Raw genomic sequence first — 23,581 nt, forward strand, 5'->3', positions numbered from 1 at the left:
TTCCCCTGCCGCATTGCGGCTTTTCCGCTGCACAGTCAGGAATAGATCGTAATCCAAAAAGATGACGAGCTTCATATGAGGCGAGCGCCGCCGCATCCGCTGATACGCGGGTCCGGCGCCCCCAGAGAAGCGGCGCTCACGCGCGTGCCCCTCGTAGATGGGCTCGCAGGTTGAAGCCGGGATCGGTGACGTCCTCGAAAGTGACCCGGGCCCCCGCCGCGAGGAGCCGTCGGGCAGCCATGTGGTCCGGGGCCCGGTTGACGGACTCCACCGCGGTCAGAAACCCGTCGCGGAAGCAGAACACCGAGAAGCCCTTGCCCGGCTCTCCCCGAACGACGGTGCGGTCGTGTCCGGTGGACAGGCCGGCGATCTGGAGCCTGAGGGCGCCCTGGTAACTCCAGAACCAGGGCAGCGCGGTGTAGGGACGAGGCGTGCCGGTGAGCGCGGCGGCCAGGCAGCGGGCCTGGTCGGCGGCGTTCTGCACGGACTCCAACCGGATCCGTCCGGCGCCACGCGGGTCCGGGAACGCCGCGCAGTCACCGATGGCCGAGACCGCCGGGTCCGAGGTGACGAGGTAGTCGTCCACCACGATGCCGCCCGCTGTCCGCAACCCGGCCGCCTCCGCCAGTTCGACGTTGGGGAGCACCCCGATGCCGACGGCGACGGTGTCGGCCGGGAGGGTCTCGCCGTCCGCCAGGCGTACGCCGGTCACCCGGCCCTGCCTGCCCACGAGTTCGGCCGGGGCACGGCCCAACAGCAGCCGCGTGTCGAGTTGTTGGTGCCGCTCGGCGAAGTGGGCGGCGGTGGGCGCGGAGACGGCCCGCCCCATCACCTGTCCGGCGATGTCGACGACCACCGGGGTCGGTCCGGCGGCCCGGCACGCAGCGGCGAACTCCAGACCGATGAACCCGGCCCCGATCACCACCACGTCCCGGGCGGCTGCCAGGCGCTGCCGCAGTTCCTGGGCGTCGGCGAGGGTGCGGAGGTTGACGACTCCGTCGAGTCTCCCGCCCGGTATCGGCAGCGGGCGGGGACGGGCTCCGGTGGCCAGCACCAGATGGCCGTACGACAGCTCGGTGCCGTCGTCCAGGTTCAACCGCCGCCGGCCACGGTCAAGGTGTACGGCACGACGGCCGGCGAGCAGTTCGATGTCCCGGTCCACGTAGAACCGCTCGCCGCGCAGGGCGAGTTCGGCCGACGACAGCTTTCCGGCGAGGTACTCCTTCGACAACGGAGGGCGCTGGTAGGGAAGTTGCGGCTCGTCTCCGACCAGGGTGACCGGGCCGTCGAAACCGGCGTCGCGCAGGGACTCCGCCAGCTGTACGGCGGCCTGGCCGGCGCCCACCACCACGACGCCCGGTCCGGGGCTCATGTCTGCGCTCCGGGAACGTGCACGACCAGCTTGTCCAGCCCATCGGTGAGGCCGAGTTGGCAGCTGAGGCGGCTGGTGTCACGTCGGGGCTCCGCCGTGCAGTCGAGGAGTTCGTCCTCCTCGTCGGTCACGGCGTCGAAGACGCTCGCGTCGACGTCCGCCGTGTACACATGGCAGGTGGCGCACATCAGGTTTCCGCCGCACTCGGCGACGATGCCGGGCACTCCGGCCGCGACGGCACCCCGCATGACGGTGGTGCCGGCCGGCAGGTCGAGCACGGTCTCGGCGCCGTCGGGCTGGACGAAGGTCACCTTGGGCATGTACTTGCTCCTCCTGTGGCTTCAGGGGCAGATGACGTAGTTGCTGAAACCGCCGTTGCGGTTCTTCAGCACCGCGAGGGCCGTGTTGACGTCGCTCAGCTTGAACACCTCGTGTTCGAACACCGACAGGTCGACGGTGCCGCTCTCCGCCAGGTCCGCCATCTCCTGGCCCTCGGCGGTGTTGAACCACGCGGAGCCGCTGAGCCGGCAGTCCATGTCCATGATCTTGTGGAGGTGTGTGGGCACGTCTCCGGCGACGGCACCGATGTTCACGTGGTGGCCGCCACGCCCGAGCGCCTCGACGCCCGCCAGGAAGCTGGAGTGCGGTGCTCCGGGGCCGAGCGCGTCGATCGCGACGTCCACGCCCGCGCCGTCCGTCAGGGACCTGGCCCACTCCCCCACCGGCTGCTCGTCGTCGAGGCTGTGCACCTCGATGCGCTCCGGGGCGATCGCCTTCACCCTGGCCAGCAGTTCGCGGTCACGTGCCGTCCCCAGCACCTTGCGCGCGCCGAGGGCGAGGGCGAACAGGGCGACGCCGAGGCCGAGGGTGCCGCTGATGCCGTTGATCAGCACGGTGCTGCTCGGATTCACACCGCCGCGTCGCAGTGCGCGGTAGCCCGTGCCGAGGTAGCCCCAGCGGGCGGCGGTCTCGTGGGAGACGTTGTCGGGGAGGACCACCAGGCTGTACTGCGGGGCGGTCATGTACTCCGCGAGGCCGCCGTACGGGTAGTCCTCGAAGAGCTGCTGGGAGTAGGGGCTGAATCCGAAGTAGCCGTTGAAGGCGTAGGCGCGGCACGCGGTGGTCTCGCCCAGTCTGCATCTGCGGCAACCCCCGCAGTAGCGGGCCGGGTTGATGTACACCCGGTCGCCGATCCCGATGCCGTGGACCTGCTCGCCCTTCTCCACGACCACGCCGGTCGCGTCGAGCCCGAAGATCGCCGGCAGCTTCGGCAGGTACAGGTGCGGGAACCACTCCTGGAGGTGGTGGAGGACGTTGCCGAGATTGGGCACGATCCCGCAGGCACGCACTTCCACGAGCACGTCCGTGGGGCGCGGCAGGGGCCGTTCGACCTCGTCGATGCTCAGGGGCTGTCCCACGGCGTGCATCCGGGCGGCGCGCATTGTTGTCGACGTCATTGTCGTCTCCGTTCGGGGAGCGGGTTGTTCAGGGAAGTGAGTTGGTCGAGGAGTGCTGTTGTGTCAGGCGAAGGCCCGGGATCCGGTCACCGCCTGGCCGATCACGAGGGCGTGGATCTCGTCCGTCCCCTCGTATGTACGCACCGACTCCAGGTTGGCCATGTGTCGCATGACCGGAAAGTCGCTGGTCACGCCGTCGGCGCCGAGGATCGTGCGGGCCGTCCGGGCGATCGACAGGGCCTCGCGCACGTTGTTCAGCTTGCCGACACTGATCTGCGCGGGTGCGAGTGTGCCCGCCTCCTTGAGGCGACCGATGTGTGCGGCGAGCAGCAGGCCCTTCTGGTACTCGACCGCCATGTCGGCCACCTTGCCCTGGGTGAGCTGGAGTTCGGCGAGGGCCTTGCCGAACATCCGGCGCTCCCGGGAGCGGTCGACCGCTGCCCGCAGGCATGCGCGGGCAGCGCCCAGCACACCCCAGACGACGCCGTAGCGGGCCTCGTTGAGGCAGCTGAACGGGCCGCGCATGCCGGTCGCCCCGGGCAGGACCGCATCGCGGGGCAGCCGGCAGCCGTCGAGGAGCACGTCGCACTGGACGGAGGCCCGCAGGGAGAGCTTGTTGGTGATGTCGGTGGCGGTGAAGCCGGGCGTGTCCGTGGACACCAGGAAGCCGCGTACGCCCTCGGCGGTGGCCGCCCAGACCACGGCGACGTCGGCGACGCTGCCCAGCCCGATCCAGCGCTTGGCGCCGTCGAGCACCCAGTCGCCGCCGGCGCGCCGGGCGACGGTCCGCATCGACTTCGGGTCGCTGCCACCGCCCGGTTCGGTGAGTGCGAAGCAGCCGACGGCCCGGCCGGCGGCCAGGCCGGGCAGCCAGCGCTGCTTCTGTTCCTCCGATCCCCACATGGAGATCGCGGACATGGCCAGTGAGCCCTGCACGGAGACGAAGGTGCGCCAGGCGCTGTCCGCCGCCTCCAGTTCGAGACAGGCGAGCCCGTACGACACCGCGCCGGCGCCCGCGCAGCCGTATCCCTCCAGATGCATACCGAGAACACCCAACCGGCCGAGTTCCTCGACCAGTTCGTGGCGGAAGTACCGGTCCTCGAAATCCGCGTCGACGACCGGCACGATGCGCTCGCGCGCGAAGGCGCGGACCTTGTCGCGCCAGGCGATCTCCTCGCCGGTGAACAGGTGCTCGCAGTCCAGGTCCAGGGCCGGTGCCCCGGTGCGGAGTTCCGCGGCGGAGGTGGTGCTCACGTGCCGTCCCCTTTGCCGGAGTGGAAGAACTCGTCGGTGTGCGCGCCCAGTTCGGGCGGCGATCGTCGGTAGGTGGCGGGGGTCGCCGTGAGGTGGACCGGGTTGGCCACCTGGGGAACGCCGGCCACGTCGACCACGGCCGGCAGGCCCAGCCGCCGGGCGCAGGCGAAGGCTTCGTCGATTCCGTTGACCGGTCCGGCCGGCACCCCCGCGGCCGGCAGCACGGCCGCCCAGTGGTCCGCGCTCTCGGCGCACAGCTCCTTCTCCAGGGCGGCGCGCAGTTCGGCGCGGTGGGCGACGCGGTCGGGATTGGTGCGGAAGCGCTCGTCGGCGGCGAGTTCGGGGCGTCCGAGGAGTGCGGCCAGGGCGGCGAACTGGCGGTCGTTGCCGACGGCGAGGGCGAGCGGCCGGTCGGCGGTGGTGAAGGTCTCGTACGGGGCGATGCTCGGGTGGGCGTTGCCCAGCCGCCCCGGCACCACCCCGCCGGCCAGATAGCCCGAGGCCTGGTTGACCAGCGCGGACAGCAGCGAGCCGAGCAGGCTGACCTCGACGAGCTGGCCCAAGCCGGTACGGTCCCGGTGCCTGAGGGCGGCCAGGATACCGAGCGAGGCGTGCAGTCCGGTGATGACGTCGACGAGGGCCACGCCCGCCTTCACGGGCTCCCCGCCGGGTTCTCCGGTGACGCTCATCAGTCCGCCCACGGCCTGGACCAGCAGGTCGTAGCCGGGCAGGCCTGCCCCCGCGTCCGGACCGAACCCGGTGATGGCGCAGTAGACCAGCCGCGGGTGCTCGGCGAGCAGGTCCTCCGCCCCGAGGCCCAGCTTGCGCATGGTCTCGGGGCGGAAGTTCTCCACCACCACGTCGGAGCCGGCGATCAGTGTGCGGGCCCGGGCCCGTCCCTCGTCGGTGGCGAGGTCGAGGGCCACGGACCGCTTGTTGCGGTTGGCGGCGAGGAAGTACGTCGAGGTGCCCGCGGCGTCGACAGGTGGCCGCCAGCTGCGGGTCTCGTCGCCGGTGCCTGGCCGCTCCACCTTGACGACTTCGGCGCCGAGGTCGGCGAGCAGCATCGTCGCGTACGGTCCTGCGAGGACACGGGAGAAGTCCGCGATCCGAATCCCGTCGAGGGAGCCGGCCGGCGGGATGGCGTGGTCGGTGGGCATCGTCAGGCGGACTTGCGCACGGAGGTGGACTGCCAGTTGACGACCTTCCAGCCGTCTCCGGCCGGAGCGTAGACGATCGTGTACCGGTTCTGGATGTCCCGGATCTCGCCCGCGATCTCGCACTTCATGTCCGCCACGGCGCTGAGGAAGGCGATCCCGCCGTGGAAACGGAGGATCTCGTCCGAGGACTCGATGGCGAGGTACTTGGTCTTCCCCGAGGCGATGGAGCCGAGCAGGCCCTCCTTGGTGTCGATCCGGGCGGTGGCGTGGATCCACATCACGTCGTCCGCGAGGAGTTGCGCGAGGGCGTCCACATCGGCACGGATCATCGCCTCGCGGCGTTCCTGGTCCAGCTGGAGGATGGTGGTGGCGTCGGACATGGGTCTGGTCCTCTCGTTCGATCGGGGGTCGGTCACTGGTCCTTGACGATCTCGGCGGTGAGCCGGCCGAGGCCGGTGATCTCGCCTTCCATGAAGTCGCCGGGCTTCATCCACTGGCCGGTGCCGAGGCCGACGCCCGCGGGGGTGCCGGTGGAGACGATGTCGCCGGGTTCGAGGGTCATGTGCTCGGTGATCTTCACGAGCTGCTCGGGGATGGACCAGATCATGTCGCGGGTGTTGGCGTCCTGCTTCGGCTCGCCGTTGAGCCAGAACCGCAGCCGCAGGTTGTCCTCGTCGACGAACCGGGCCGGGACGATCGCCGGGCCGAGGGGACAACTGTCGTCGAACGCCTTGCCGCCGAACAGGTCGAACTTGACCAGGTGCTTGGGGTGTCGCTGCCAGTCCCGGGCGGACAGGTCGATGGCGATGGTGTAGCCGGCGACGTGCTCCATGGCGTTGTCGAGGGTGAGTTTGCGGCCTCGCCGGCCGATGACGACGGCGAGTTCGATCTCGTAGTCGAACTTCTCCGACTGGTCGGGGTAGCGGACCGTCCTGCCGGGGCCGACCAGGGTGGTGGTGGGCGGCTTGAGGAAGAAGACGGGGATCTTCGTGTCCTTCTCCCAGTCGGTGTGGCCGCCGTCGTTCTTCATGTGGTCGTAGTAGTTGGCGCCCGTCAGGACGATCTTCCGCGGGTACTGGAGCGGGGTGAGGACGTCTTCGAGGGCGGCCGGGACGGGCAGCGCCGCGGTGGTGTCCGTGCCGTCGGCCAGCCGCTCGGCCGCCGCCAGCAGGAGCGGCTCGGTGCGCTCCCAGTGGTCGAAGACGTTCATCAGCCCACGTGCCGGGTCAGGTTGCAGAGCATCGGGCGCCACGTCCGCGAGGGCCCAGGAGCGGTCCTCGACGGTCAGGACGGGGGTCGGACGGTCGTCGACGCGCCAGGTGGCGAGCGAGAAGGTCATGGTGGTGCCTCCGTGGGATCGGAAACGGCTCTTCGGGGGGGGCGGCTCAGGGGGATAGCGGGAGGTCAGGCGTGTACGGCCGACCGCCAGGCGCCGAGGACGGGGGCGAGCGTGTCGGGGAGCAGGAGCAGGAGGTCGGTGGCGACCCGTCGGACCAGGGCCCGTTGCGCCGGGCTGTCCAGGTACTCGACGGGGGACTTGCCGTCGACCCTGGCCAGCAGCAGCGCCGGCAGCAGGGTGGCGGCCCGCCACTCCAGCGCGGATCGGGGCTCCCAGTCGACGTAGGCGAAGTAGCTCCGCGCCAGGGCCTCGGCCGAGGCCAGGAGAACCCGGGCGGCATCGGGGCGCACCAGGCACTTCAGCAGCAGATGGTTCAGGCAGAAGGCGAGGTCGAAGGCGGGGTCGCCGTACCAGGCGCACTCGGCGTCCAGCAGCACGGGCCCGGCCCTGCCTTCGAGGATGTTCTTCGGGCTGACGTCTCCGTGCACCAGCGCGAGCCGGGTCCGGGCCGTGCGGCCGGCCAACTCGCGCAAGGTTCCTGCGAGTTGGGGATGGACGGCGGCCGTGGCCAGCAGGTACGGCTCCAGGCGCAGCGCGTGGAAGTTGTCGTCGGTCGCGAACTCCCGTGCCAGCAGCAGGTCGTCGGCGCTCGCCCGGTGCAGTCGGCCGAGCACGTCCCCCACGCCTTCGGCGATGTCCTGGCGCACCTGCCCGCGCAGCAGCTGCTCCTTCCAGACGGGGTGTTGCTCGGGCGGCAGGTAGCTCATCGCGAACAGCCCGGCGGCGGAGTCATGGGCGAGCGGTACGGGCACGTTGGCGGGGCGGTGCCGGGCTGCGAACTCCAGCCAGGCCCATTCGTAGGCGTTGCGCGAGACGGGGGCGTGCCAGTCGGCGGCGACCCTGAGCCGTTCCAGGGCGCGCTTGACACAGATCGACCCTCCCAGCAGGTCGACGCGCCACAGGTCGGAGGAGACACCGCCGCGCAGCGGAGTCAGACGGGGCTCCTCGCCGCCGACCGTCAGCCCTTGGCGGCGCAGGAAGTCGGCGACCTCGGGTTCGGCCGTCGTGCCGTTCACGCGCCCACCGCCTCGGGGAGCAGCAGCTCCGAGGGGCCGGCGAACGGCAGGCTGTCGTCCTCGGCGATGCGCAGCAGCTGGTTGTACTTGGCCAGCCGGTCCGAACACCGGACGGAGCCGATCTTGATCTGCCCGGCGGCCGTGCCGACCGCGAGGTCCGCGATGAAGGAGTCCTCGGTCTCGCCGGACCGGGCGGAGATCACCGGCGCGTAGCCCGCGGCCCGGGCGGCGGCCACGACGTCGAGCGTGCCGGAGAGGGTGCCGTTCTGGTTCACCTTGACCAGGACGCCGTTGGCGCAGCCCTCGGTGATGCCCCGGGCCAGCCGGCCGGTGTCGGTGGTGAAGAAGTCGTCGCCGATGAGGCGCACCCGGTCGCCGAGCCGCTCCGTGAGCTCGCGCCAGCCGCTCCAGTCGTCCTCGTCGAGGGCGTCCTCGACGGACACCACCGGGTAGTCGCGCACCCAGACGGCGACCATGTCGGTCATCTCCGCGGCCGTGGCCCGGCGCCCCTCGCGGGCGAGAACGTAGTCCCCGCCGACCGGGTCGAACAGGGAGTGCGCGGCCACGTCGATGGCGATCGCGATGTCGGTTCCGGGCCGCAGTCCGGCGTGTTCGAACGCCTCGACGAGCAGCGCCAGGGCCTCGTCGCCGGTGCGCAGGCCCGGACTCAGGCCGCCCTCGTCGGCGAGGAGGGTCGTCAGGCCCCGGGCGGTCATCACCCGGGTCGCCGCGTCGCGGACCCGGGAGACGAGATGGATCGCCTCCCCGGTCGTGGCCGCTCCGACCGGCACGGCCAGGAAGTCCTGCACGTCCATACCGCGTCCGGCGTGCAGTCCGCCGCTGAGGATGTTCACCATGGGCATCGGCAGGCTCGGTGCGTCGACGCCTGCGAGTTCGGCGATCCACCGGTACAGCGGACGTCCGGTGGCGGTCGCGGCGGCCCGGCAGACGGCCAGCGAGGTGCCCAGCACGGCGTTGGCCCCGAGCCGGGCGAGCCGCGGGGTGCCGTCCAGCTCGCGCAGCAGGGCGTCGATGCCACGCTGGTCGATGGCGTCCCGGCCGCGTACGGCGTCGGCGATCTCACCGTTGGCGTGCGCCACGGCCCTGCCGACGCCGAGGCCGCCGAAGGCGTGGGGGTCACCGTCGCGCAGTTCGTGGGCCTCGTTGCTGCCGGTCGAGGCGCCGGAGGGGACGGCCGCCCGGCCGAAGGAGCCGTCGTCGAGCGTGATGTCGACCTCGACGGTGGGCCGGCCTCGGGAGTCGAGGATCTGGCGGGCTCGCAGGTTCTGCACGCGTGTCATGGACGTGGTCCTCGGGGTTCGTTGCAGGGATACGCCGGGGGCGCACCGGACAGGACCCGTACGACCTCTTCGGCCGCGCGGCGGCGCAGTTCCTCGACGGAGGCCGTGGAGGAGAAGGCGATGTGCGGGGTCAGGACGACGCCGGGACGCTCCAACAGCGCGGCGGGCACCCGGGGTTCGCTCTCCAGTACGTCGAGTCCCGCGCCGCCGAGTCGACCGGTGGCCAGGGCCTCGTCCAGGGCGTCGGTGTCGACGAGCCCACCACGGCTGACGTTGACCAGGAGCGCGCCGGGTCTCGTCCGGGCGAGTTCCTTGGCGCCGATGAGATGCTGGGTCGTCCCGGTGAGCGGGGCGTGCAGGATCACCACGTCGCTCTGGCCGAGGAGATCGTCCAGGGTGGTCAACTCCACGTCCGGGGCGCTGACTTGGGTGTACGGATCGTGGGCGAGCAGGCGGCAGCCGAAGGCGGCCAGCTTGCGGGCGGTGGCGCGGCCGATCCTGCCGAAGCCGACGATCCCGCAGGTCAGCGTGGAGACACGGCGCAGCTTCGCGGCGGCGGGCCGCCAGTTGCCGGCGCGGACGTCACGGTCGAAGACGGCCAGGCCCCGGGCCCAGGCCAGCACCATGGCGACGGCGTGGTCGGAGACCTCCTCGACGCAGTAGTCGGGGACGTTGGTGACCCACGCCCCGCGCTCGGTGGCGGCGTCGACGGCGATGTTGTCGAGGCCCACGCCGAGGCGGGCGACGATCCTCAGGTCCGGGGCGGCCGCGATGACCTCGGCGGTCACCGGGGCCCAGCAGGTGAGGACGGCAGCGGGCCGGTGTTCGCGGACGAGTGCCTCGATGACGGCGGCCGGGGCCGGGTCGGCGGGGCCGGTCACCAGGGTGAGTCCGGCGGCCTCCACGACGGCTCGTTCGACGCGGTCGTCGGGCCAGGCGTGGTCGGTCAGCAGGACCGTACGGGAAGCGCTCATGGATTTCTCCCGGGCCGGGTCAGCGGTTGCCGTCGTGGACGGTGATCTCGGCGGCGGTCAGTCCGCCGACGCGGGCGTGCACGCGTCCGCCGGTCGCCATGGCGAGGGCGTAGAGGATCTCGTCGGGGCGGGGCGCGTCCTGGATGCCGACCTCGATGGTGTTGAAGTGGCTTCGTACGTAGGCGGCTTCGATGTGGTGCAGCGGTATGAGCAGCCGGTAGCCGGTGGCCGCGACGACCTTGGTGGACGGAACGATGGCCTTGGGCTCGCCGAGCACCTCCCGCATGGCCCAGCCGCCCGCCTCGTGCCACAGGGCGCCGTGTTCGAGTTCACCGGCGACGCCGACGACGGCGCCCTTGCCGTACGCCTCGACGTTCTTGGCGTCGAGCAGTTCGACGAGTTCCGTAGCCAACACCGCGCCGAGCGAGCGCAGTTCGGTCTGGAAGGCCAACAGGTCGGGTTCGTAACGGCCGGCGAAGGGATTGCGGACCACGGCGGCAGCCGAGGCCAGGCGCAGGGGTTCGTCGACGCGGGGGCCGCCCTCGTGGTGGATCGTCTCGACGGTGACGGCGGTCCTGCGGACGTCGATCCCGGCGATCATGAGGGCTCCGCGGCGAGTTGGGCACGCACCGAGTCCCGGAACCGCTCGATGGGCTGGAACTCGGGATCGTCCTGGCACATCGCCAGGGTGTCGGCCACGATCCGCTCGGTGGGCAGTCCGGGGTCGAAGACGTCGCCGTGCGGCTGGGCTATGTACCAGGGGCTGTCGACGTACAGCTCGACCGTGTTGCCCTCGGGGTCGAAGAAGTAGACCGACCACGACACCCCGTGGTTGAGCGGCTTGAGCGCCTCTACGCCGTACTCCTTGACCTTGTGGTACATCACGCGCAGGTCGTCGAGGGTGTCGAGGTGGAAGGAGATCTGGTTGATGGTGCTGCGGGGCGACTTCGGGTCGCGTCCGCTGGCGAGTGCCACCTGGTGGTGGGTGTTGGGGTCGACGCTCATGAAGACCAGGTCGGCCTTGAAGTTCTTGCCCCTGCCCCGGTCGGTGACGACCAGGCCGAGGACCTGGGTGTAGAAGTCCTCCATCTTCTTGATGTCGTAGACGTTGATGCCCATGTGGGTCAGCTGGGGCCGTACCTGTGTGGTCATCGGGACCTCCTGGAAGTGGCTCTCGGGGGCGCCGTGCTGCCCCGGACGATCAGTGAGCCGGGCGAGACCGAGATGTACGCGGTGTCTTCGAGTGGCTTCGTGGTCAGCCGGTGCAGCAGCCACAGCGCGCAGTCGGCGGCCATGTCCGTCACCGGCAGTCGTACGGTGGTCAGTCCCGGGCCCCACCACGAGAAGCCGGGTTCGTCGCCGAAGCCGACGACCGACAGCTCCCGGGGGACGTCGACGCCGAGGGAGTTCAGTTCCTCCAGCACCGCGAGGGTCAGCTGGACGGAACCGGTGACCAGGGCGGTCGGTGGCACGGTGGCGTCCAGCAGTCGGCGCACCGCCTGACGGCCGTACGTGACGGAGGAGGGCTTGCCGAGGATGGTCGGGCCGGCTTCCTCGGGCAGTCCCGCCTCCTCCAGGGCGCTGCGGAAGCCGCGCAGGCGCTCGGCGCCGGTCGGCAGTTCCGCTGCGCCGCCGACGTAGCCGATCCGGGTGTGCCCCTGGGCCACCAGGTGGCCGGTCGACTCCTTGAGCACCTGGTGGTCGTCGATGCCGAACCACTGGGCTCCGAGCGCGGGATGGCTGCGCAGCAACTGCACGTGCGGGAGCCGCGCGAGGAGGCGGACCGACTCGCGGTGCGGGCGGGCGGTGGGCACGATGATGACGCCCGCCGCCCGGCTCGCGGACAGCTCCGTCAGATGGCGCAGCTCCCGCATCCGGTCGTCGTCGGTCTCGGAGAGGATGAGTTGGTGGCCCCGGGACTCCATGGTCCGGGAGAGTTCGTGGGCGATGGCGGAGTAGAAGCCGTTGCGGATGTCGGGGATCACCAGGCCGACAACGTTGCTCGGGGCGCCACGCATCATGCGCGCGGCCCGATCGGCCACGTACCCCATCTCCGCGGCGGCCTCGCGGACCCGGAGCTTGGTCTGCTCCGAGATTCGCGGGTCGTCGGCGAGCGCGCGACCGACCGTGGAGACGGACAGTTCGAGACGCTCGGCGATGTTCCTGGTGGTGATCATGCGCGAGGGTCTCCCGCCGTGACGTGGACCGCCTTCGGGGTCGTGAGCAACTCGCGGGCGGCAGCGCCCTGTTCACGCGGTCCGAACGAGGAACCGCCCCGGCCGTCGATGGGAGTGAGGTGGGTCATGCGGGGCTCCCCACGCGAGGCCGGTGCCTGCACAGCCGCGCCACCAGACCGCGCGGCGCGTAGCCACGGTCCCCGAGCACCGCGAGGACCAGCACCGCCCCGGTCACCACCTGCTGCCAGAACGTCGGTACGTCGGAGAGGCTGAGCCCGTTCTGCAGGACCCCGATCAGCAGGACACCCAGGGCGGTCCCACCGACCCCTCCCGCTCCGCCGGCGAGAGCGGTGCCGCCCAGGAGGACGGCGGCGATGGCGCTGAGCGGCAGGGAGTTGTCGGGTTGCGGCGCCGCCGCGCCCACCCGTCCGACCGCGATGATCCCGCCCAGCGCGGCCATGGCACCGGCCAGCGCGTAGACGACGACCAGCGTGCGGGGTGCGCGGATACCGGACAGCCGGGCGGCGACGGGGCTGCCCCCGACGGCGTAGAGGTCCCGGCCGAAGTAGGTGCGGGTCTGCAGGAACAGGAAGACGGCGAGCGTCAGCAGCATCAGCCAGACGGGGACCGGCGCGCCGAGCAGTCGGCCGGAGCTCAGTCGTGTGACGGTCTGCGAGGTGACGTAGACGGACTGGGTGTCGGACCAGAGGCTGACGATTCCGGTGAGGGCGGTCATCGAGGCCAGGGTGACCACGAAGACGTTCAGGCCGAGGACACCGACGAGGATGCCGTTGGCGAGGGCGCCGACGGCGGCGCCGAAGAGGATCACCAGGGCGATGACCAGTGGCCCGGGGACCGTGGTGGCGAGCAGTTTCGCGAGGCAGATCCCGGCGAGCGCGGCGACGGCGCCGGACGACAGATCGATGCCGCCCGTGAGCTGCACGAATGTCGCTCCCAGGGCGATCATCCAGAGGATGGACACGGAGACGGCGACGTTCTCCAGGTTGCCGACGGTGCGGAAGTCCGCGTTGGCGAGGCTCAGGACGACGAACAGCACGCACAGCACGGCGAGCGCCGGCCTGAAGGACCTGGTCGCGTCCCACAGGGACGTCGGGCCGCCCGTCCCGTCATCCGTCGTCCCGGACACTGCCGGTTCCGTGGTGATGGCCTGTGCGTTCATGAGCTGGCTCCCGCGGCGACAGCGGCGACCAGGGACTCGGTGGCCTCGCCCGCGAAGCGCCCGGCCAACCGGCCCCGGTTGAGCACCACGATCTCGTCGCACAACGTGATCAGTTCCGGAATCTCCGACGATGTGACCAGCAGGGCCAGTCCCTGTGCGGCCAGCCGCCGCAGATGGGCGTGGATCTCGGCCTTGGCGGCCACGTCCACGCCGCGGGTGGGGTCGTCGAGGAGCAGGACGCGCGGCTGCGCGCCCAGCCACTTGGCCAGCACGACCTTCTGCTGGTTGCCGCCGCTGAGGGTGGCGACCCGCCGTGACAACGTGACGGACAGGCGCATCAGTCCGGAGAGCCGTTTCGCCAGCGAGGCGGCGGATCGCCGGTCGACGGTGCGCAGTCGGCTGTGGCGATGGGTGGCCACCATCGTGACGTTGTCGCCCACGGCCATCCCGAGAGCCACGCCCTGGGTCCTGCGGTCGGGCGGGACGTAGCCGATGCCCGCCGCGATGGCGGACCGCGGCCCGGCGGGCCGGTGCGGACGGCCCGCCAGGGTCATGGTGCCGCTCCCCGGCGGCCGGGCCCCGAAGATGGTCTCCAGCAGTTCACCGCGGCCCGATCCGACCAGTCCGGCCACCCCGACGACCTTGCCGCGGCGCAGATCCAGGTCAATGCCGTCGAACGCCCCCGGGGAGCTCAGGCCCCGTACCGACAGCAGCGGCTCGGCAGCCGGACCGGGTTCGGCGGCGGCCTGCTCCCGGGACCCGTCGGCCGGATGGAGCGTGCCTGCCCCGAGGTCCCTCCCGCCCACCATGTCCGCCATCAGCGTCGCCGCCGTGTACCGGCCGGCCGGGCCGGCGGACACGGTCCGGCCGTCCCGCATGACGGTCAGTTCGTCACTGAGACGGAAGACCTCGTCCAGCCGGTGGGAGACGAAGAGCACGGACACCTGACGGCGCCGGAGCCCGTCGACCGCCGCGAACAGCCGCTCCACCTCGTCGTCGGTCAGGGTACTGGTGGGCTCGTCCAGGATCAGCAGATGCGGTTCGAGGGACAGCGCCCGGGCGATCTCGACCAACTGCCGCTGGTCGGGACGCAGTCGGCGCACCACCGTTCGCGGGTCGTAGTCGAGACCCAGTTGTGCCAGGACCGACGCGGCCCGCCGCCGACTGGCGGCCCAGTCCACACCGCGGGCCGTACGCGCCATCCGGCCGAGGAGGATGTTCTCGGCGACCGTCAGGTCGAGGGCGAGAGCGGTCTCCTGGGTGACCATCGCGATGCCCCGGCGCACCGCCTCCAGCGGACTCCGCAGCCGTACGTCCGTGCCGTTCAGCCGCAACGTCCCGGCGTCCGGGCGGATCTGTCCCGACAGCACGCCCAGCATCGTGGACTTGCCGCAGCCGTTCTGGCCCATCAGCGTGTGCACCAGCCCGGGACCCGTGATCCGCAGGCCCGCCCCGCGCACGGCCGTCACACCGCCGTACGACTTGTGGATGCCGGTCATGGCGAGCAGCGGCGCGTCGGCGTCACGCCGCTGCTCTGTCTGTGGGGTGGTCATCCGATCCACCCGGCCTTGTCGGCGGTCTCGGCGGTGACCAGGTAGGACGGCACGTTCACGATCTCGGGCAGCGGCAGGTTCTGCTTGCTCACCACGTCGTAGGCGGCGATCGCGGACTGTGTCCCCATGCCTTCCCAGGGGGTGCGGTACACGAGGTCCAGCCGGTTGGCCTTCAGCGCGTCACGGCCGATCGACTGGCCGCTGTTGGGCGTCGCCACGAAGATCTTCTTGCCGGCGGCGGCCACGACCGCGGCCGCCGCGACGGCGGACTGGTCGTTGTAGGTGACGATGATCTCGGTCTTGGGGTATTTGGTGAGGATCGTCGAGGCCGCCGGGGAGAAGCCGGACGGCGTGTCGTTCTGCGCGTCCACCTTCCCCTGGAACTTCAGCCCGAACTTCTCGCCCCAGTACTGCATCCGGGCGTTCATGTAGGTGAGTTGGTCGACGGGCAGGGCCAGGCCCATCGTCGCGAAAGCGGCGCCGGGGTGCCGTTCGGACAGAGCCTTCATGGTCCGGTAGACGATGTAGTCGAAGCCCTGGACGACCGCGGTGACCGCACCGGGCACCCCGGCCTTCGTCTGGTCGAAGGGGGTACCGATGGCGATGAACGGGATGCCCGCCTTCTTCGCCTCGGCCACGGACGGGGCGAGGGCGCCGGAGACCACCGGGTGCCCGATGATGACGTCGACCTTCGCCGTGATCAGCTCGTTCAGCTGGCTAACCTGCTTCTGCGGGTCGACAGAGGCGTCCTTGGCGATGAACTGCCCGCCGAGTTTCTCCACTTCGGCCCGGGCCGCCTTCTGCATGGCTGTCAGAACCGGCTGTCCGCCGTTGAGGGTCAGGAAGCCCACCTTGAATCTGGTCCCGTCCTTCCTGGACGGCTCCTTGAGCGTCGTGAAGTTCCTGCTGTCGGGTCCCGTGTACGCGGCGTCGACGGTGGTGGAGAGCGCGTCGGCCTTGGCGGCGCCCGCCGCTGCCGGGGCGGTGCCGCCGCCGTCGGCCGTTTCACCTTTGGAGCAGGCCGACAGGGCCAGGACGAAACAGACGGAGCCGACTGCCGCAAGCCGTTGCGCGTGCTTGTTGAACACGTGATCTCCCGGTGGATGCGCCTGCCAGGGGCCCTCGCCGTACGGATGGACGCACGGGCCAGGGCCTACGGCCGGATGAGGGAAGAGAGCGGGGTGACATGCACCCGCGAGCGCCCACATGCGGCCCCCGGTGGGGCGAGGAACGCACCGTGTACGAACGGCTTCGACTATCGGCAACCTGCTATCGATAGCGCAATGGACGGTACGACCGGGAAACCTGAGGAACTACCTCGGAATTACCTGCTTCCGCCGGGGCCTACGGCGCCTGCACCGGGACGGCCAGGGTCTCGCGCGCGTACTGCGCGAAGACGCTCGCCCGGCGGGTGGGCATCACGTTCGAGGCGTGCGCGATGACGACCCTGGGCTCGTCCAGCGGGTCGCTGATGGGTACGGCCGCGAGGGGCAGCCCCTCGAAACTGGTGTCGCTGGGCCAGCGCTGGAGCAGCATCGAGTAGCCGAGGCCGCGTGCGACCAGGCTGCGTACCGCCTCGATGCTGGACGTCAGGTAGCGGATGTCCGGTGTGACGCCGGCGCTGTGCAGCCAGCGTTCGGCGTTGCCCGGCGCGGGCGGGGACGCGTACAGGATCAGGGGTTCGTCGGCGAGGTCGGCAAGCCGCACGGACTCCAGCGCGGCCAGTGGATGGTCGGCGGAGAGGATCACATAGGGCCGGCAGACCCGGACCGTCGAGCACGTCAGTCCGGCCTCGGCCCCGGTCTCGTAAAGCAGTCCCAGGTCACAGGCGCCTTCGAGGAGCGCCTGACGGATCTCGTCCTGCGAGCCGTCCATGAACTGGAGATCGACATCGGGATGGCCGCGGGTGAATCCGTCCACCAGCGGGGGGATCAGGAACGGCGAGAGGGTGGCGTAGCAGCCGATCGTCAGCCTGCCCGCGAGCCGCCCCTTCTCCGCCCTGGCGCTGGCCGCGAGGTCTTCGGCGCGGGCCAGCATCGCGTGCGCGTGGTCCAGGACACGGGTGCCTGCCTCGGTGAGGAAGACCCCCTTGGCCCGGCGGCGGACGAGCAGTTGGACGCCCAGCCGGCGTTCCAGATCGGTGATCGCGGTGGAGATACCCGCCTGGGAGGCGTGGCAGTGCACGGCTGCCGCGCTGATGGAACCCGTGCCGGCCACAGCCACGAAGTACTCCAGCTGTCGGAGCGAAAAATCAGCGGTCATGCTCTCTCCCCCGCCACCGAGTTCGGCGCAGTGCTCGCAGTCCTGAGGAACCACATCGGAAAATCCGCGTTTCCCGTGGCTTAACACGGCCGTCGCCTTCCGCCACAGTCGGCTCCGTGAACCAAGGCCGTCCAGAAGGGACACCGTCGTGGCGACGACCGTCAGTCAACCCGCCGAGAACATCCGTCTGGCCGAACTGTGGAGCGACCCGTATCCCGCATACCGGTACCTCCGTGAACACGACCCCGTGGCCTGGGTGCCGGAGGCCGGTCGCTACCTGGTCACGCGTTTCGAGGACATCATGCATGTGGAACGGCATCCGGAGACATACCTGTCGGCGGAGAATCCGTCCCTGATGACCCGCTCGATCGGCGAGACCCTGCTGCGCCAGGACGGGGCGGCCCACCAGCGGCTGCGCCGGGCCGCGGAGGCGCCGCTGCGGCCCCGGATCGTCAAGGAACACTGGCTGCCGGCCTTTCGGCGCAACGCCGAGGACGTCCTCGGCGCCGTCGTAGGACGCGGTGAGTGCGATCTGTTCCGCGAGGTCGCAGGCCCGCTCGCGGCCCGCAACCTCGCCGATCTGCTGGGCCTGCGCGGGGTCGGTGACGCCGACATGCAGGAGTGGTCGCAGGCGATCATCGACGCGGGCGGCAACTACGGGGAGGATCCGGATATCTGGGCGCGCTGTGCCCGCGCGGTGGCGGACCTCGACGTGGCGATGGACGAGGTTCTTCCCGTGTTGCGCCGCGACCCCGACCACTCGGTGATCTCCGCCATGCTGCACGCCGGCGACCCGCTGACGGAGGACGAGATACGGACCAACGTCCGCGTCTTCCTGGGCGGCGGACTGAACGAACCCCGCGACTCCATGGCGGCCGCCGCCTACGCGCTGCTCACCCATGACGACCAGCGGGAGGACGTCGAGGCGGAACCGGCCCTGTGGAGGCGGGTGTTCGAGGAGGCCGTCCGCTGGGTCTCCCCGATCGGCATGTACCCGCGCCGGGTGGCCGAGCGCACCGAACTCGGGGGGCGGGTGCTGGAGCCGGGCGACAAGCTGGGTGTGGTCATCGCCTCCGGCAACCGTGACGAGCGCGTCTTCGACCGTCCCGACGCCTTCGACATCCACCGTGCCGAGACGAGCCATGTCGCTTTCGGCGGCGGCCCGCACTTCTGCCTCGGCACCTGGGTCTCGCGTGCGGCGGTCGGGCAGATCGGCCTTCCGCTGCTGTTCCGTACCCTCCCCGGACTCCGCCTCGCCGAGACCGAGGTCCCGTTCGGCGGCTGGGTGTTCCGCGGTCCGCTGCGGCTCAAGGCCGCCTGGAACGCGTGACGTCGACCCATCATCCGCCCTTCCCACAGACCGCCGCCCCAGAGACAGGAACCCGCCATGCGCAGAGTCGTCACCGGCCACGACGCACACGGGAAGTCGGTCGTCGTCAGCGACGGCCCCGTCCCCCGCAATCACGACTTCGCCAGCCTCCCGGGCTGGGTCTCGGCCCTGCCCTGGGCCACGGAGCCCGGCCGGCCCGTGAGCCGCACCGGTGAGGACCCGACGCCGAAGGTCACCGACTTCGTGCCCGCGCCGGGCGGCACCCGCTTCATCGTCCTGACCCTCCCACCGGCCACCGCGATGGCCGACCCCGCCTTCGACCCGGTCGCCTTCGGCCAGGAACAACTCGCCGTGGCTCCCGGCATCGCCGAGCTCATGGAGATCGACAACCCGGGCATGCACACCACACCCACCGTCGACTACGCCATCGTCCTGGGCGGCGAGGTGACCCTCGAACTGGACGAAGGCGCCCTGACCCGTCTGTCGACCGGGGACGTCGTCATCCAGAACGGCACCCGCCATGGCTGGCGCAACGACACGGACGCACCGGTCACGCTGGCGTTCATCCTCATCGGCGTCCCGGACGCGTAGGCAATCGCCCGGCCGCGCCGAGGCAGAGCCTTGGTCCGGCCGGCGCAGCATCATGAGTCACGGCACGACGTGGACCTGGCGGTGCTGCGTGGGGGCGTCACCGTGCAGCCGATGCCAGGGGTACCGCCAAGGTTGAGCCGGCCGTTCACCAGGGTGATTCGCACAGTGGCCTGCCCTGTGCACAGGGAACAGAGGCCCTCCCCGGATGCACGCTCCGGGCGCCCGCCCGCGCGCACCCACGCAGCGATCGCCTGCACCACCACCCAGGACGCCGTCCCTCGCTCCGACGACAGCGTCAGGTGCCGGCGGCGGGCTCCGGGTCGGGAACCCCCTCAGCCCAGGCACCCATGGCGTTGAGGACGTCGCGCAACCCCTCACCGAGGGGGGTGAGCCGGTATTCGACGCGCGGGGGGATCTCCGCGTAGGCGGTGCGGATGACGATGCCATGGGTCTCGAACTGGCGCAGCCTGCTGGTCAGGGTGTGCGGGCTGATGCCGGGCAGGGACTCGCGCAGCTCTGTGAAGCGGTGTGGGCCTCGCAGGAGCTCACGCACGATCAAGGTGGCCCAGGGGCCGTTGAGCAGGGTGAGGAACCGGGCGACACCGCACTCCGGGAGGCAGGGATCGGACATTTTTCGAGAGTAGCCCATTAGTGCAGTTGATGTAACTGGTGCATTGCATGCACTAATGGCGTCCATGACCTATGTGATTCACGGCGCCACCGGCGCCCAGGGTGCCCCCGTCGTCTCCGCCCTCGCCTCCGCGAGGAAGCCCGTGACGGCTGTCACCCGCAACGAGAATGCTGTCGTGGACGGCGCGCGCGTGGTGGCCGCCGCCTACTCCTCCCCCGCCGACCTGACCGACGCCTACCGCGGTGCCGCGGGGGTGTTCGTCCATCTGCCAGTGGCCTCGGAGGAGGACCGCCAGATCTTCGCGGGCAACATCCTCGCCGCCGTCCGCGAGGCCCGGCCGGCCCGCGTGGTGTTCTCCACCAGTGGCATCCCCATGGATCCCGCCATCGGCGGAGCCGCCGCGACACTGGCTGCCGGCCTGGCCGACAGTGGCGTGTCCCATGCGGTGATCGCGCCCGAGCTGTACCTGGAGAACCTGCTCATGCCCTACGTCATCGACTCGGTCCGTGAGCGCGGCGTGCTGCCGTACGCGATCCGAGCCGACTTCGCCGTCTCCTGGGCCTCCCACCTGGACATCGCCGATGTCGCCGTCGCCCTGTTCGAGCGACCGGACGTCACCGGTACGGTCTCTGTCGGCCAGTACCCGGCGATCACCGGGCCGGACCTGGCCGACGCGTTCGGCACCCGGCTCGGCCGGGAGGTCGTCTTCGAACCGATCACCCCCGAGGAGATGCGCACCTCGATCGCACCCCTGGTCGGGGAGGGCGCGGCCGCCGACATCGCGGGGGCCTACCAGGCGATGAGCACTATGCCGGGCCGCTCGATCGCGCCGGAGAACTCCGCCCAGAAGCTGTTGGGCCTCACTCCTCGGACCACAAGCCAGTGGCTGGCCGACATCGGCGTCTGACCGTCGTCACTCCCGGTATCGGTCCGGTTGACATGCGGGTCGTGGCAGGCCGCCGTGCTCCATGAACGGGCCTGCCACGTTCTCAAGAAAGTCCCATCGCCCAAACCAGGACCCGTGGCGTTCTCACCACGCGGAACTCGACAGGGATCGGTGCGTGGCGGGTCGGCATAGGCCAGGGGGTGTTCCGTGGAATGTGCCGACCGATCCGGAGGGCAACAGGTCGGCCACGCCGTGTCCGCGGCCGACACTCCCCGTGTTGACCGACGCACCGATCCCGGCCATCACGCCACAGCCCAGCAGCCCGGCCACCTGCGGCGAGACCCACGGACCGACCTTCGTGCACTGCCCCGCCGCGACCAGCGTCTTCTCCACGAACGCCCCGATCCCCCGGCACCGGGGACGGCTCCTGGCCGGTCGCGGCGAGCGTCATCCGCTGCCCGGCGTTGTGGGTGTTGAAGCAGTACCAAGGTCGTCCGCGCAGACATGACCGGCAACTCCCGTACACCGTCCGCCAGTTGAGGACCGCGACGCGGCGGATGCCCGGCGACGGCGCATCGCTCACCGGAACGCCGCCTGGCCCGTCAGTGCCTGGCCGATCATCAGGGTGTGCATCTCCACGGTGCCCTCGTAGGTGAGGATCGACTCCAGGTTGTTCGCGTGCCGGATCACCGGGTACTCCAACGAGATGCCGTTGGCGCCGAGGATCGTCCGGGCGGTGCGGCAGATCTCCAACGCGGCACGGGTGTTGTTGAGCTTGCCGTAGCTGACCTGCTCGGGGCGGAGTCCGCGGTCGTCCTTGATGCGGCCGAGGTGGAAGGCGAGCAGCGTGCCCTTGGTCAACTCCACCGACATGTCGGTGAGTTTGGCCTGGGTCAGCTGGAAGGAGCTGATCGGGCGGTCGAACTGGACGCGGTCGCCGGCGTAGGCCAGCGCGCTCCGGAAAGCCGACCGGGCGGCGCCCATCGCGCCCCACGCGATGCCGTATCGCGCCTCGTTCAGGCAGGACAGTGGGCCGCGCAGCCCTCGTACCCCGGGCAGCACGGCGGATTCGGGCAGCCGTACCGAGTCCAGCACGAGTTCACTGGTCACCGAGGCCCTCAGGGACATCTTGTGCTTGATCGCGGTCGTCGAGAAGCCCGGGGTGTCGGTCGGCACGACGAAGCCGCGCACGCCGTCGTCCGTACGGGCCCAGACGACGGCCACGTCGGCCACCGACCCGTTGGTGATCCACATTTTGCGCCCGTCGAGGACCCAGTCTCCCCCACCGTCGCGGCGGGCGGCGGTGCGCATGCTGCCCGGGTCGGATCCGGAATCGGGCTCGGTGAGTCCGAAGCAGCCGATGGCGGTGCCGGCGGCGAGGCGGGGCAGCCACTCCTCCTTCTGCTCCTCCGAGCCGAAGGCGTGGATCGCGTACATGGCCAGCGAGCCCTGAACCGATACCAGGGAGCGCAGTCCGGAGTCGGAAGCCTCCAGTTCGAGGCAGGCGAGACCGTAGTCGACGGCGCTCATGCCCGCGCAGCCGTAACCCTCCAAGTGCATGCCCAGCAGGCCGAGTTCGCCGAGTTCCTTGGTGAGGCCGCGGATGTCCTCGATTACGCCCTGCTCGAACCACTCGGCGATGTGGGGATCCACCCGCCGGTCGCAGAACGTGCGGACGGCATCGCGGACGGCGCGCTCGTCCGGGGTCAGCAGGCTGTCGAGTTCGACGAGGTCGAGAGGGTCGGCCGGGCGTGGGCCGTGCTGGGCGTGCATCAGGTGTCTCCAGAGTTCGGCAGGTTACGAGGTGAGGGGAGGCCGCCGGTCAGGGGAGTACCGGCGACCTCCGACTGGTGGGAAACCGCTGGTCGCTCAGGAGGCGACGGCGACCGGGCTGATGACGAAGTTGCTGAAGCCCCCGTTGCGCACGGCGATCCCGCCGATGGCCTCGTTGACCTGGTCCAGGGGGTACACGTGGTGCTCCAACGGGCTCAGGTCCAGCAGGCCCGCCTCCGCCATGTCGGCCATGGTCTGGCCCTCGGCGGAGGTGAACCAGGCCGAGCCCATCAGGCGCAGCTGCTGGTCCATCATCCGGTGGATGTCGATCGGCAGATCACCGGCGACGGCACCGATGTTGACGGCGATGCCACCGCGTGCCATCGCCCGCATGCCCGCCCGGAACGTCTCGTGCGGGGCACCCGGACCGAGGGCGTCGATGTAGATGTCGACGCCGTAGCCGTCGGTCTCCTCGCGGATCCAGTCGTCGAGCGGGCCGTCGTCCAGGGAGTGCAGGCGCAGCCGGCCGCCCGCGAGCTTGCCGACCTGGTCGAGCAGGGCCTTGTCCCGGCCGGTGCCGTACACACGGGTGAGGCCCATGGCGGGTGCGAGGAGTGCGGCGGCGATGCCGAGGGTGCCGCTGATGCCGTTGATCAGGATCGTCTTGCCGGGCCCTGCCTCGGCCTTGCGCAGTGCCGAGTACATGGTGCCGATGTAGCCGAAGCGGGCGGCGGCCTCGAAGGAGAGCGAGTCGGGCAGCTTCACCAGGCTGTACGCGGGGGCCACCATGTACTCGGCGAGGCCGCCCTGGTAGCGGTCGAGCAGGTCCAGGGCGGTCGACGAGAAACCGAAGTATCCGGCGAAGGCGTAGCTGGCGCAGTTGATCGAGTCGCCGCTGCGGCAGGAGCGACAGGACCCGCAGGAGCGGCCCGGGTTGACGTACACCCGGTCGCCCGGTCTGAACGCCTGGACGCCCGCGCCGACGGACTCCACCACACCCGCAGGGTCGAGCCCGAAGATCGCCGGCAGGGTCGGCAGGGGGCTGTGCGGGAACCAGGTCGTCCACATGTTCAGGATGTTGGCGAGGTTCGGAACGATGTTGACGGCGTGGACGGCCACGCGGACGTCACCGGGGCCGGGCTCGGGAAGGGGAACCTCGTCGATTCTCATCGGTTCGCCGACGGCGTGCATCCGCGCGGCTCGCATGGTCGCACTCATGGCGTCTCCTCGGGTTCGGGTACGACTGGGGAAGACAGCGCCAACAG

Annotated in this window: 24 protein-coding genes and 1 pseudogene; 3 read left to right on the forward strand and 22 right to left on the reverse strand. The window is 70.7% G+C overall.

All coding sequences use genetic code 11. The features are described 5' to 3' along the window. Positions 1-136 precede the first annotated feature (136 nt). The 18 genes from PV734_RS16185 to PV734_RS16270 form a co-directional block, all read right to left on the reverse strand. Positions 137-1,372: an NAD(P)/FAD-dependent oxidoreductase gene (locus PV734_RS16185; RefSeq protein WP_319290002.1), complete on the reverse strand. Its 1,236-nt coding sequence runs from the start codon at positions 1,370-1,372 to the stop codon at positions 137-139. Then, the gene (locus PV734_RS16190; protein WP_319097610.1) at positions 1,369-1,692 is read right to left on the reverse strand and encodes a 2Fe-2S iron-sulfur cluster-binding protein; all 324 of its coding nucleotides are present in this window, start codon (positions 1,690-1,692) and stop codon (positions 1,369-1,371) included. Before PV734_RS16190 ends, PV734_RS16185 begins: the two co-directional genes overlap by 4 nt. 21 nt (positions 1,693-1,713) lie before the next feature. Further along, positions 1,714-2,829, reverse strand: coding sequence for an alcohol dehydrogenase catalytic domain-containing protein (locus tag PV734_RS16195; RefSeq protein ID WP_319097611.1), 1,116 nt, complete (start codon positions 2,827-2,829; stop codon positions 1,714-1,716). A gap of 63 nt (positions 2,830-2,892) precedes the next feature. Continuing rightward, on the reverse strand, positions 2,893-4,083 hold the full coding sequence (locus PV734_RS16200) for an acyl-CoA dehydrogenase family protein (protein ID WP_415924217.1): 1,191 nt from the start codon (positions 4,081-4,083) through the stop codon (positions 2,893-2,895). Beyond that, positions 4,080-5,243 (reverse strand): CoA transferase, encoded by a 1,164-nt coding sequence (locus PV734_RS16205; protein WP_319290004.1) that lies wholly within the window; start codon positions 5,241-5,243, stop codon positions 4,080-4,082. The genes PV734_RS16200 and PV734_RS16205 overlap by 4 nt, the downstream gene beginning before the upstream one ends. 2 nt (positions 5,244-5,245) lie before the next feature. Next, complete coding sequence (locus PV734_RS16210; RefSeq protein ID WP_319290006.1) at positions 5,246-5,623, reverse strand: nuclear transport factor 2 family protein; 378 nt, start codon at positions 5,621-5,623, stop codon at positions 5,246-5,248. A gap of 32 nt (positions 5,624-5,655) precedes the next feature. Beyond that, a complete protein-coding gene (locus PV734_RS16215) occupies positions 5,656-6,582 on the reverse strand; it encodes a fumarylacetoacetate hydrolase family protein (RefSeq protein WP_319290008.1) in 927 nt (308 codons plus the stop codon). A 65-nt stretch (positions 6,583-6,647) separates the two neighbouring features. Then, on the reverse strand, positions 6,648-7,658 hold the full coding sequence (locus PV734_RS16220) for an aminoglycoside phosphotransferase family protein (RefSeq protein ID WP_319290010.1): 1,011 nt from the start codon (positions 7,656-7,658) through the stop codon (positions 6,648-6,650). Then, positions 7,655-8,959, reverse strand: coding sequence for a phosphopyruvate hydratase (eno, locus tag PV734_RS16225; RefSeq protein WP_319097618.1), 1,305 nt, complete (start codon positions 8,957-8,959; stop codon positions 7,655-7,657). Before eno ends, PV734_RS16220 begins: the two co-directional genes overlap by 4 nt. Continuing rightward, complete coding sequence (locus PV734_RS16230; RefSeq protein ID WP_319290012.1) at positions 8,956-9,933, reverse strand: C-terminal binding protein; 978 nt, start codon at positions 9,931-9,933, stop codon at positions 8,956-8,958. Before PV734_RS16230 ends, eno begins: the two co-directional genes overlap by 4 nt. Before the next feature lie 19 nt (positions 9,934-9,952). Further along, on the reverse strand, positions 9,953-10,534 hold the full coding sequence (locus PV734_RS16235; RefSeq protein WP_319097620.1) for an amino acid synthesis family protein: 582 nt from the start codon (positions 10,532-10,534) through the stop codon (positions 9,953-9,955). Further along, positions 10,531-11,085 carry a VOC family protein gene (locus PV734_RS16240; protein ID WP_319097621.1) on the reverse strand — a complete coding sequence of 185 codons (555 nt, stop codon included), beginning with the start codon at positions 11,083-11,085 and terminating at the stop codon, positions 10,531-10,533. The genes PV734_RS16235 and PV734_RS16240 overlap by 4 nt, the downstream gene beginning before the upstream one ends. Next, positions 11,082-12,110: a LacI family DNA-binding transcriptional regulator gene (locus tag PV734_RS16245; protein WP_319097622.1), complete on the reverse strand. Its 1,029-nt coding sequence runs from the start codon at positions 12,108-12,110 to the stop codon at positions 11,082-11,084. Before PV734_RS16245 ends, PV734_RS16240 begins: the two co-directional genes overlap by 4 nt. Continuing rightward, positions 12,107-12,238, reverse strand: coding sequence for a hypothetical protein (locus PV734_RS16250; protein WP_319290014.1), 132 nt, complete (start codon positions 12,236-12,238; stop codon positions 12,107-12,109). Before PV734_RS16250 ends, PV734_RS16245 begins: the two co-directional genes overlap by 4 nt. Then, the gene (locus PV734_RS16255; RefSeq protein WP_319290016.1) at positions 12,235-13,290 is read right to left on the reverse strand and encodes an ABC transporter permease; all 1,056 of its coding nucleotides are present in this window, start codon (positions 13,288-13,290) and stop codon (positions 12,235-12,237) included. The genes PV734_RS16250 and PV734_RS16255 overlap by 4 nt, the downstream gene beginning before the upstream one ends. Next, the gene (locus PV734_RS16260; RefSeq protein ID WP_319097625.1) at positions 13,287-14,843 is read right to left on the reverse strand and encodes a sugar ABC transporter ATP-binding protein; all 1,557 of its coding nucleotides are present in this window, start codon (positions 14,841-14,843) and stop codon (positions 13,287-13,289) included. The genes PV734_RS16255 and PV734_RS16260 overlap by 4 nt, the downstream gene beginning before the upstream one ends. Then, entirely contained in the window at positions 14,840-15,931 is a 1,092-nt protein-coding gene (locus PV734_RS16265) for a sugar ABC transporter substrate-binding protein (protein ID WP_319290018.1), read from the reverse strand. The genes PV734_RS16260 and PV734_RS16265 overlap by 4 nt, the downstream gene beginning before the upstream one ends. A gap of 256 nt (positions 15,932-16,187) precedes the next feature. After that, positions 16,188-17,105 (reverse strand): LysR family transcriptional regulator, encoded by a 918-nt coding sequence (locus PV734_RS16270; RefSeq protein WP_319097627.1) that lies wholly within the window; start codon positions 17,103-17,105, stop codon positions 16,188-16,190. 148 nt (positions 17,106-17,253) lie between these two features. On the opposite strand from PV734_RS16270, the gene PV734_RS16275 reads away from it, so the two are divergent. Further along, positions 17,254-18,435: a cytochrome P450 gene (locus PV734_RS16275; RefSeq protein WP_319290020.1), complete on the forward strand. Its 1,182-nt coding sequence runs from the start codon at positions 17,254-17,256 to the stop codon at positions 18,433-18,435. A 57-nt stretch (positions 18,436-18,492) separates the two neighbouring features. Next, positions 18,493-19,026: a cupin domain-containing protein gene (locus PV734_RS16280; protein WP_319097629.1), complete on the forward strand. Its 534-nt coding sequence runs from the start codon at positions 18,493-18,495 to the stop codon at positions 19,024-19,026. A 295-nt stretch (positions 19,027-19,321) separates the two neighbouring features. Here PV734_RS16280 and PV734_RS16285 read toward each other — a convergent pair whose 3' ends face one another. Continuing rightward, the gene (locus PV734_RS16285; protein WP_319097630.1) at positions 19,322-19,657 is read right to left on the reverse strand and encodes a helix-turn-helix domain-containing protein; all 336 of its coding nucleotides are present in this window, start codon (positions 19,655-19,657) and stop codon (positions 19,322-19,324) included. Between the two features lie 64 nt (positions 19,658-19,721). Between PV734_RS16285 and PV734_RS16290 the strand changes: the two genes are divergently transcribed. Further along, a complete protein-coding gene (locus PV734_RS16290) occupies positions 19,722-20,564 on the forward strand; it encodes an SDR family oxidoreductase (RefSeq protein WP_319290022.1) in 843 nt (280 codons plus the stop codon). A gap of 195 nt (positions 20,565-20,759) precedes the next feature. Here the strand turns inward: PV734_RS16290 and PV734_RS16295 are convergent. The 3 genes and pseudogenes from PV734_RS16295 to PV734_RS16305 form a co-directional block, all read right to left on the reverse strand. Continuing rightward, positions 20,760-21,165 (reverse strand): annotated as a pseudogene (locus PV734_RS16295) (S-(hydroxymethyl)mycothiol dehydrogenase); the annotation flags it as partial. Continuing rightward, positions 21,123-22,316: an acyl-CoA dehydrogenase family protein gene (locus tag PV734_RS16300; RefSeq protein WP_319097632.1), complete on the reverse strand. Its 1,194-nt coding sequence runs from the start codon at positions 22,314-22,316 to the stop codon at positions 21,123-21,125. The gene PV734_RS16300 and the pseudogene PV734_RS16295, both read right to left, overlap by 43 nt. A 96-nt stretch (positions 22,317-22,412) precedes the next feature. Then, the gene (locus PV734_RS16305) at positions 22,413-23,534 is read right to left on the reverse strand and encodes an alcohol dehydrogenase catalytic domain-containing protein (RefSeq protein WP_319097633.1); all 1,122 of its coding nucleotides are present in this window, start codon (positions 23,532-23,534) and stop codon (positions 22,413-22,415) included. Positions 23,535-23,581 lie beyond the last annotated feature (47 nt).

Origin of the sequence: Streptomyces sp. AK08-02 (genome assembly GCF_033795085.1) — a bacterium.
Taxonomy (GTDB): Bacteria; Actinomycetota; Actinomycetes; order Streptomycetales; family Streptomycetaceae; genus Streptomyces; species Streptomyces echiniscabiei.

Coding starts and splice junctions, on each gene's coding strand:
- PV734_RS16190 (WP_319097610.1), bottom strand. CDS start 1,692: ATGCCCAAGGTGACCTTCGTCCAGCCCGACGGCGCCGAGACCGTGCTC.
- eno (WP_319097618.1), bottom strand. CDS start 8,959: ATGACACGCGTGCAGAACCTGCGAGCCCGCCAGATCCTCGACTCCCGA.
- PV734_RS16305 (WP_319097633.1), bottom strand. CDS start 23,534: ATGAGTGCGACCATGCGAGCCGCGCGGATGCACGCCGTCGGCGAACCG.
- PV734_RS16300 (WP_319097632.1), bottom strand. CDS start 22,316: ATGCACGCCCAGCACGGCCCACGCCCGGCCGACCCTCTCGACCTCGTC.
- PV734_RS16260 (WP_319097625.1), bottom strand. CDS start 14,843: ATGACCACCCCACAGACAGAGCAGCGGCGTGACGCCGACGCGCCGCTG.
- PV734_RS16240 (WP_319097621.1), bottom strand. CDS start 11,085: ATGACCACACAGGTACGGCCCCAGCTGACCCACATGGGCATCAACGTC.
- PV734_RS16280 (WP_319097629.1), top strand. CDS start 18,493: ATGCGCAGAGTCGTCACCGGCCACGACGCACACGGGAAGTCGGTCGTC.
- PV734_RS16210 (WP_319290006.1), bottom strand. CDS start 5,623: ATGTCCGACGCCACCACCATCCTCCAGCTGGACCAGGAACGCCGCGAG.
- PV734_RS16185 (WP_319290002.1), bottom strand. CDS start 1,372: ATGAGCCCCGGACCGGGCGTCGTGGTGGTGGGCGCCGGCCAGGCCGCC.
- PV734_RS16250 (WP_319290014.1), bottom strand. CDS start 12,238: ATGACCCACCTCACTCCCATCGACGGCCGGGGCGGTTCCTCGTTCGGA.
- PV734_RS16270 (WP_319097627.1), bottom strand. CDS start 17,105: ATGACCGCTGATTTTTCGCTCCGACAGCTGGAGTACTTCGTGGCTGTG.
- PV734_RS16245 (WP_319097622.1), bottom strand. CDS start 12,110: ATGATCACCACCAGGAACATCGCCGAGCGTCTCGAACTGTCCGTCTCC.
- PV734_RS16205 (WP_319290004.1), bottom strand. CDS start 5,243: ATGCCCACCGACCACGCCATCCCGCCGGCCGGCTCCCTCGACGGGATT.
- PV734_RS16235 (WP_319097620.1), bottom strand. CDS start 10,534: ATGATCGCCGGGATCGACGTCCGCAGGACCGCCGTCACCGTCGAGACG.
- PV734_RS16285 (WP_319097630.1), bottom strand. CDS start 19,657: ATGTCCGATCCCTGCCTCCCGGAGTGCGGTGTCGCCCGGTTCCTCACC.
- PV734_RS16215 (WP_319290008.1), bottom strand. CDS start 6,582: ATGACCTTCTCGCTCGCCACCTGGCGCGTCGACGACCGTCCGACCCCC.
- PV734_RS16255 (WP_319290016.1), bottom strand. CDS start 13,290: ATGAACGCACAGGCCATCACCACGGAACCGGCAGTGTCCGGGACGACG.
- PV734_RS16230 (WP_319290012.1), bottom strand. CDS start 9,933: ATGAGCGCTTCCCGTACGGTCCTGCTGACCGACCACGCCTGGCCCGAC.
- PV734_RS16290 (WP_319290022.1), top strand. CDS start 19,722: ATGACCTATGTGATTCACGGCGCCACCGGCGCCCAGGGTGCCCCCGTC.
- PV734_RS16195 (WP_319097611.1), bottom strand. CDS start 2,829: ATGACGTCGACAACAATGCGCGCCGCCCGGATGCACGCCGTGGGACAG.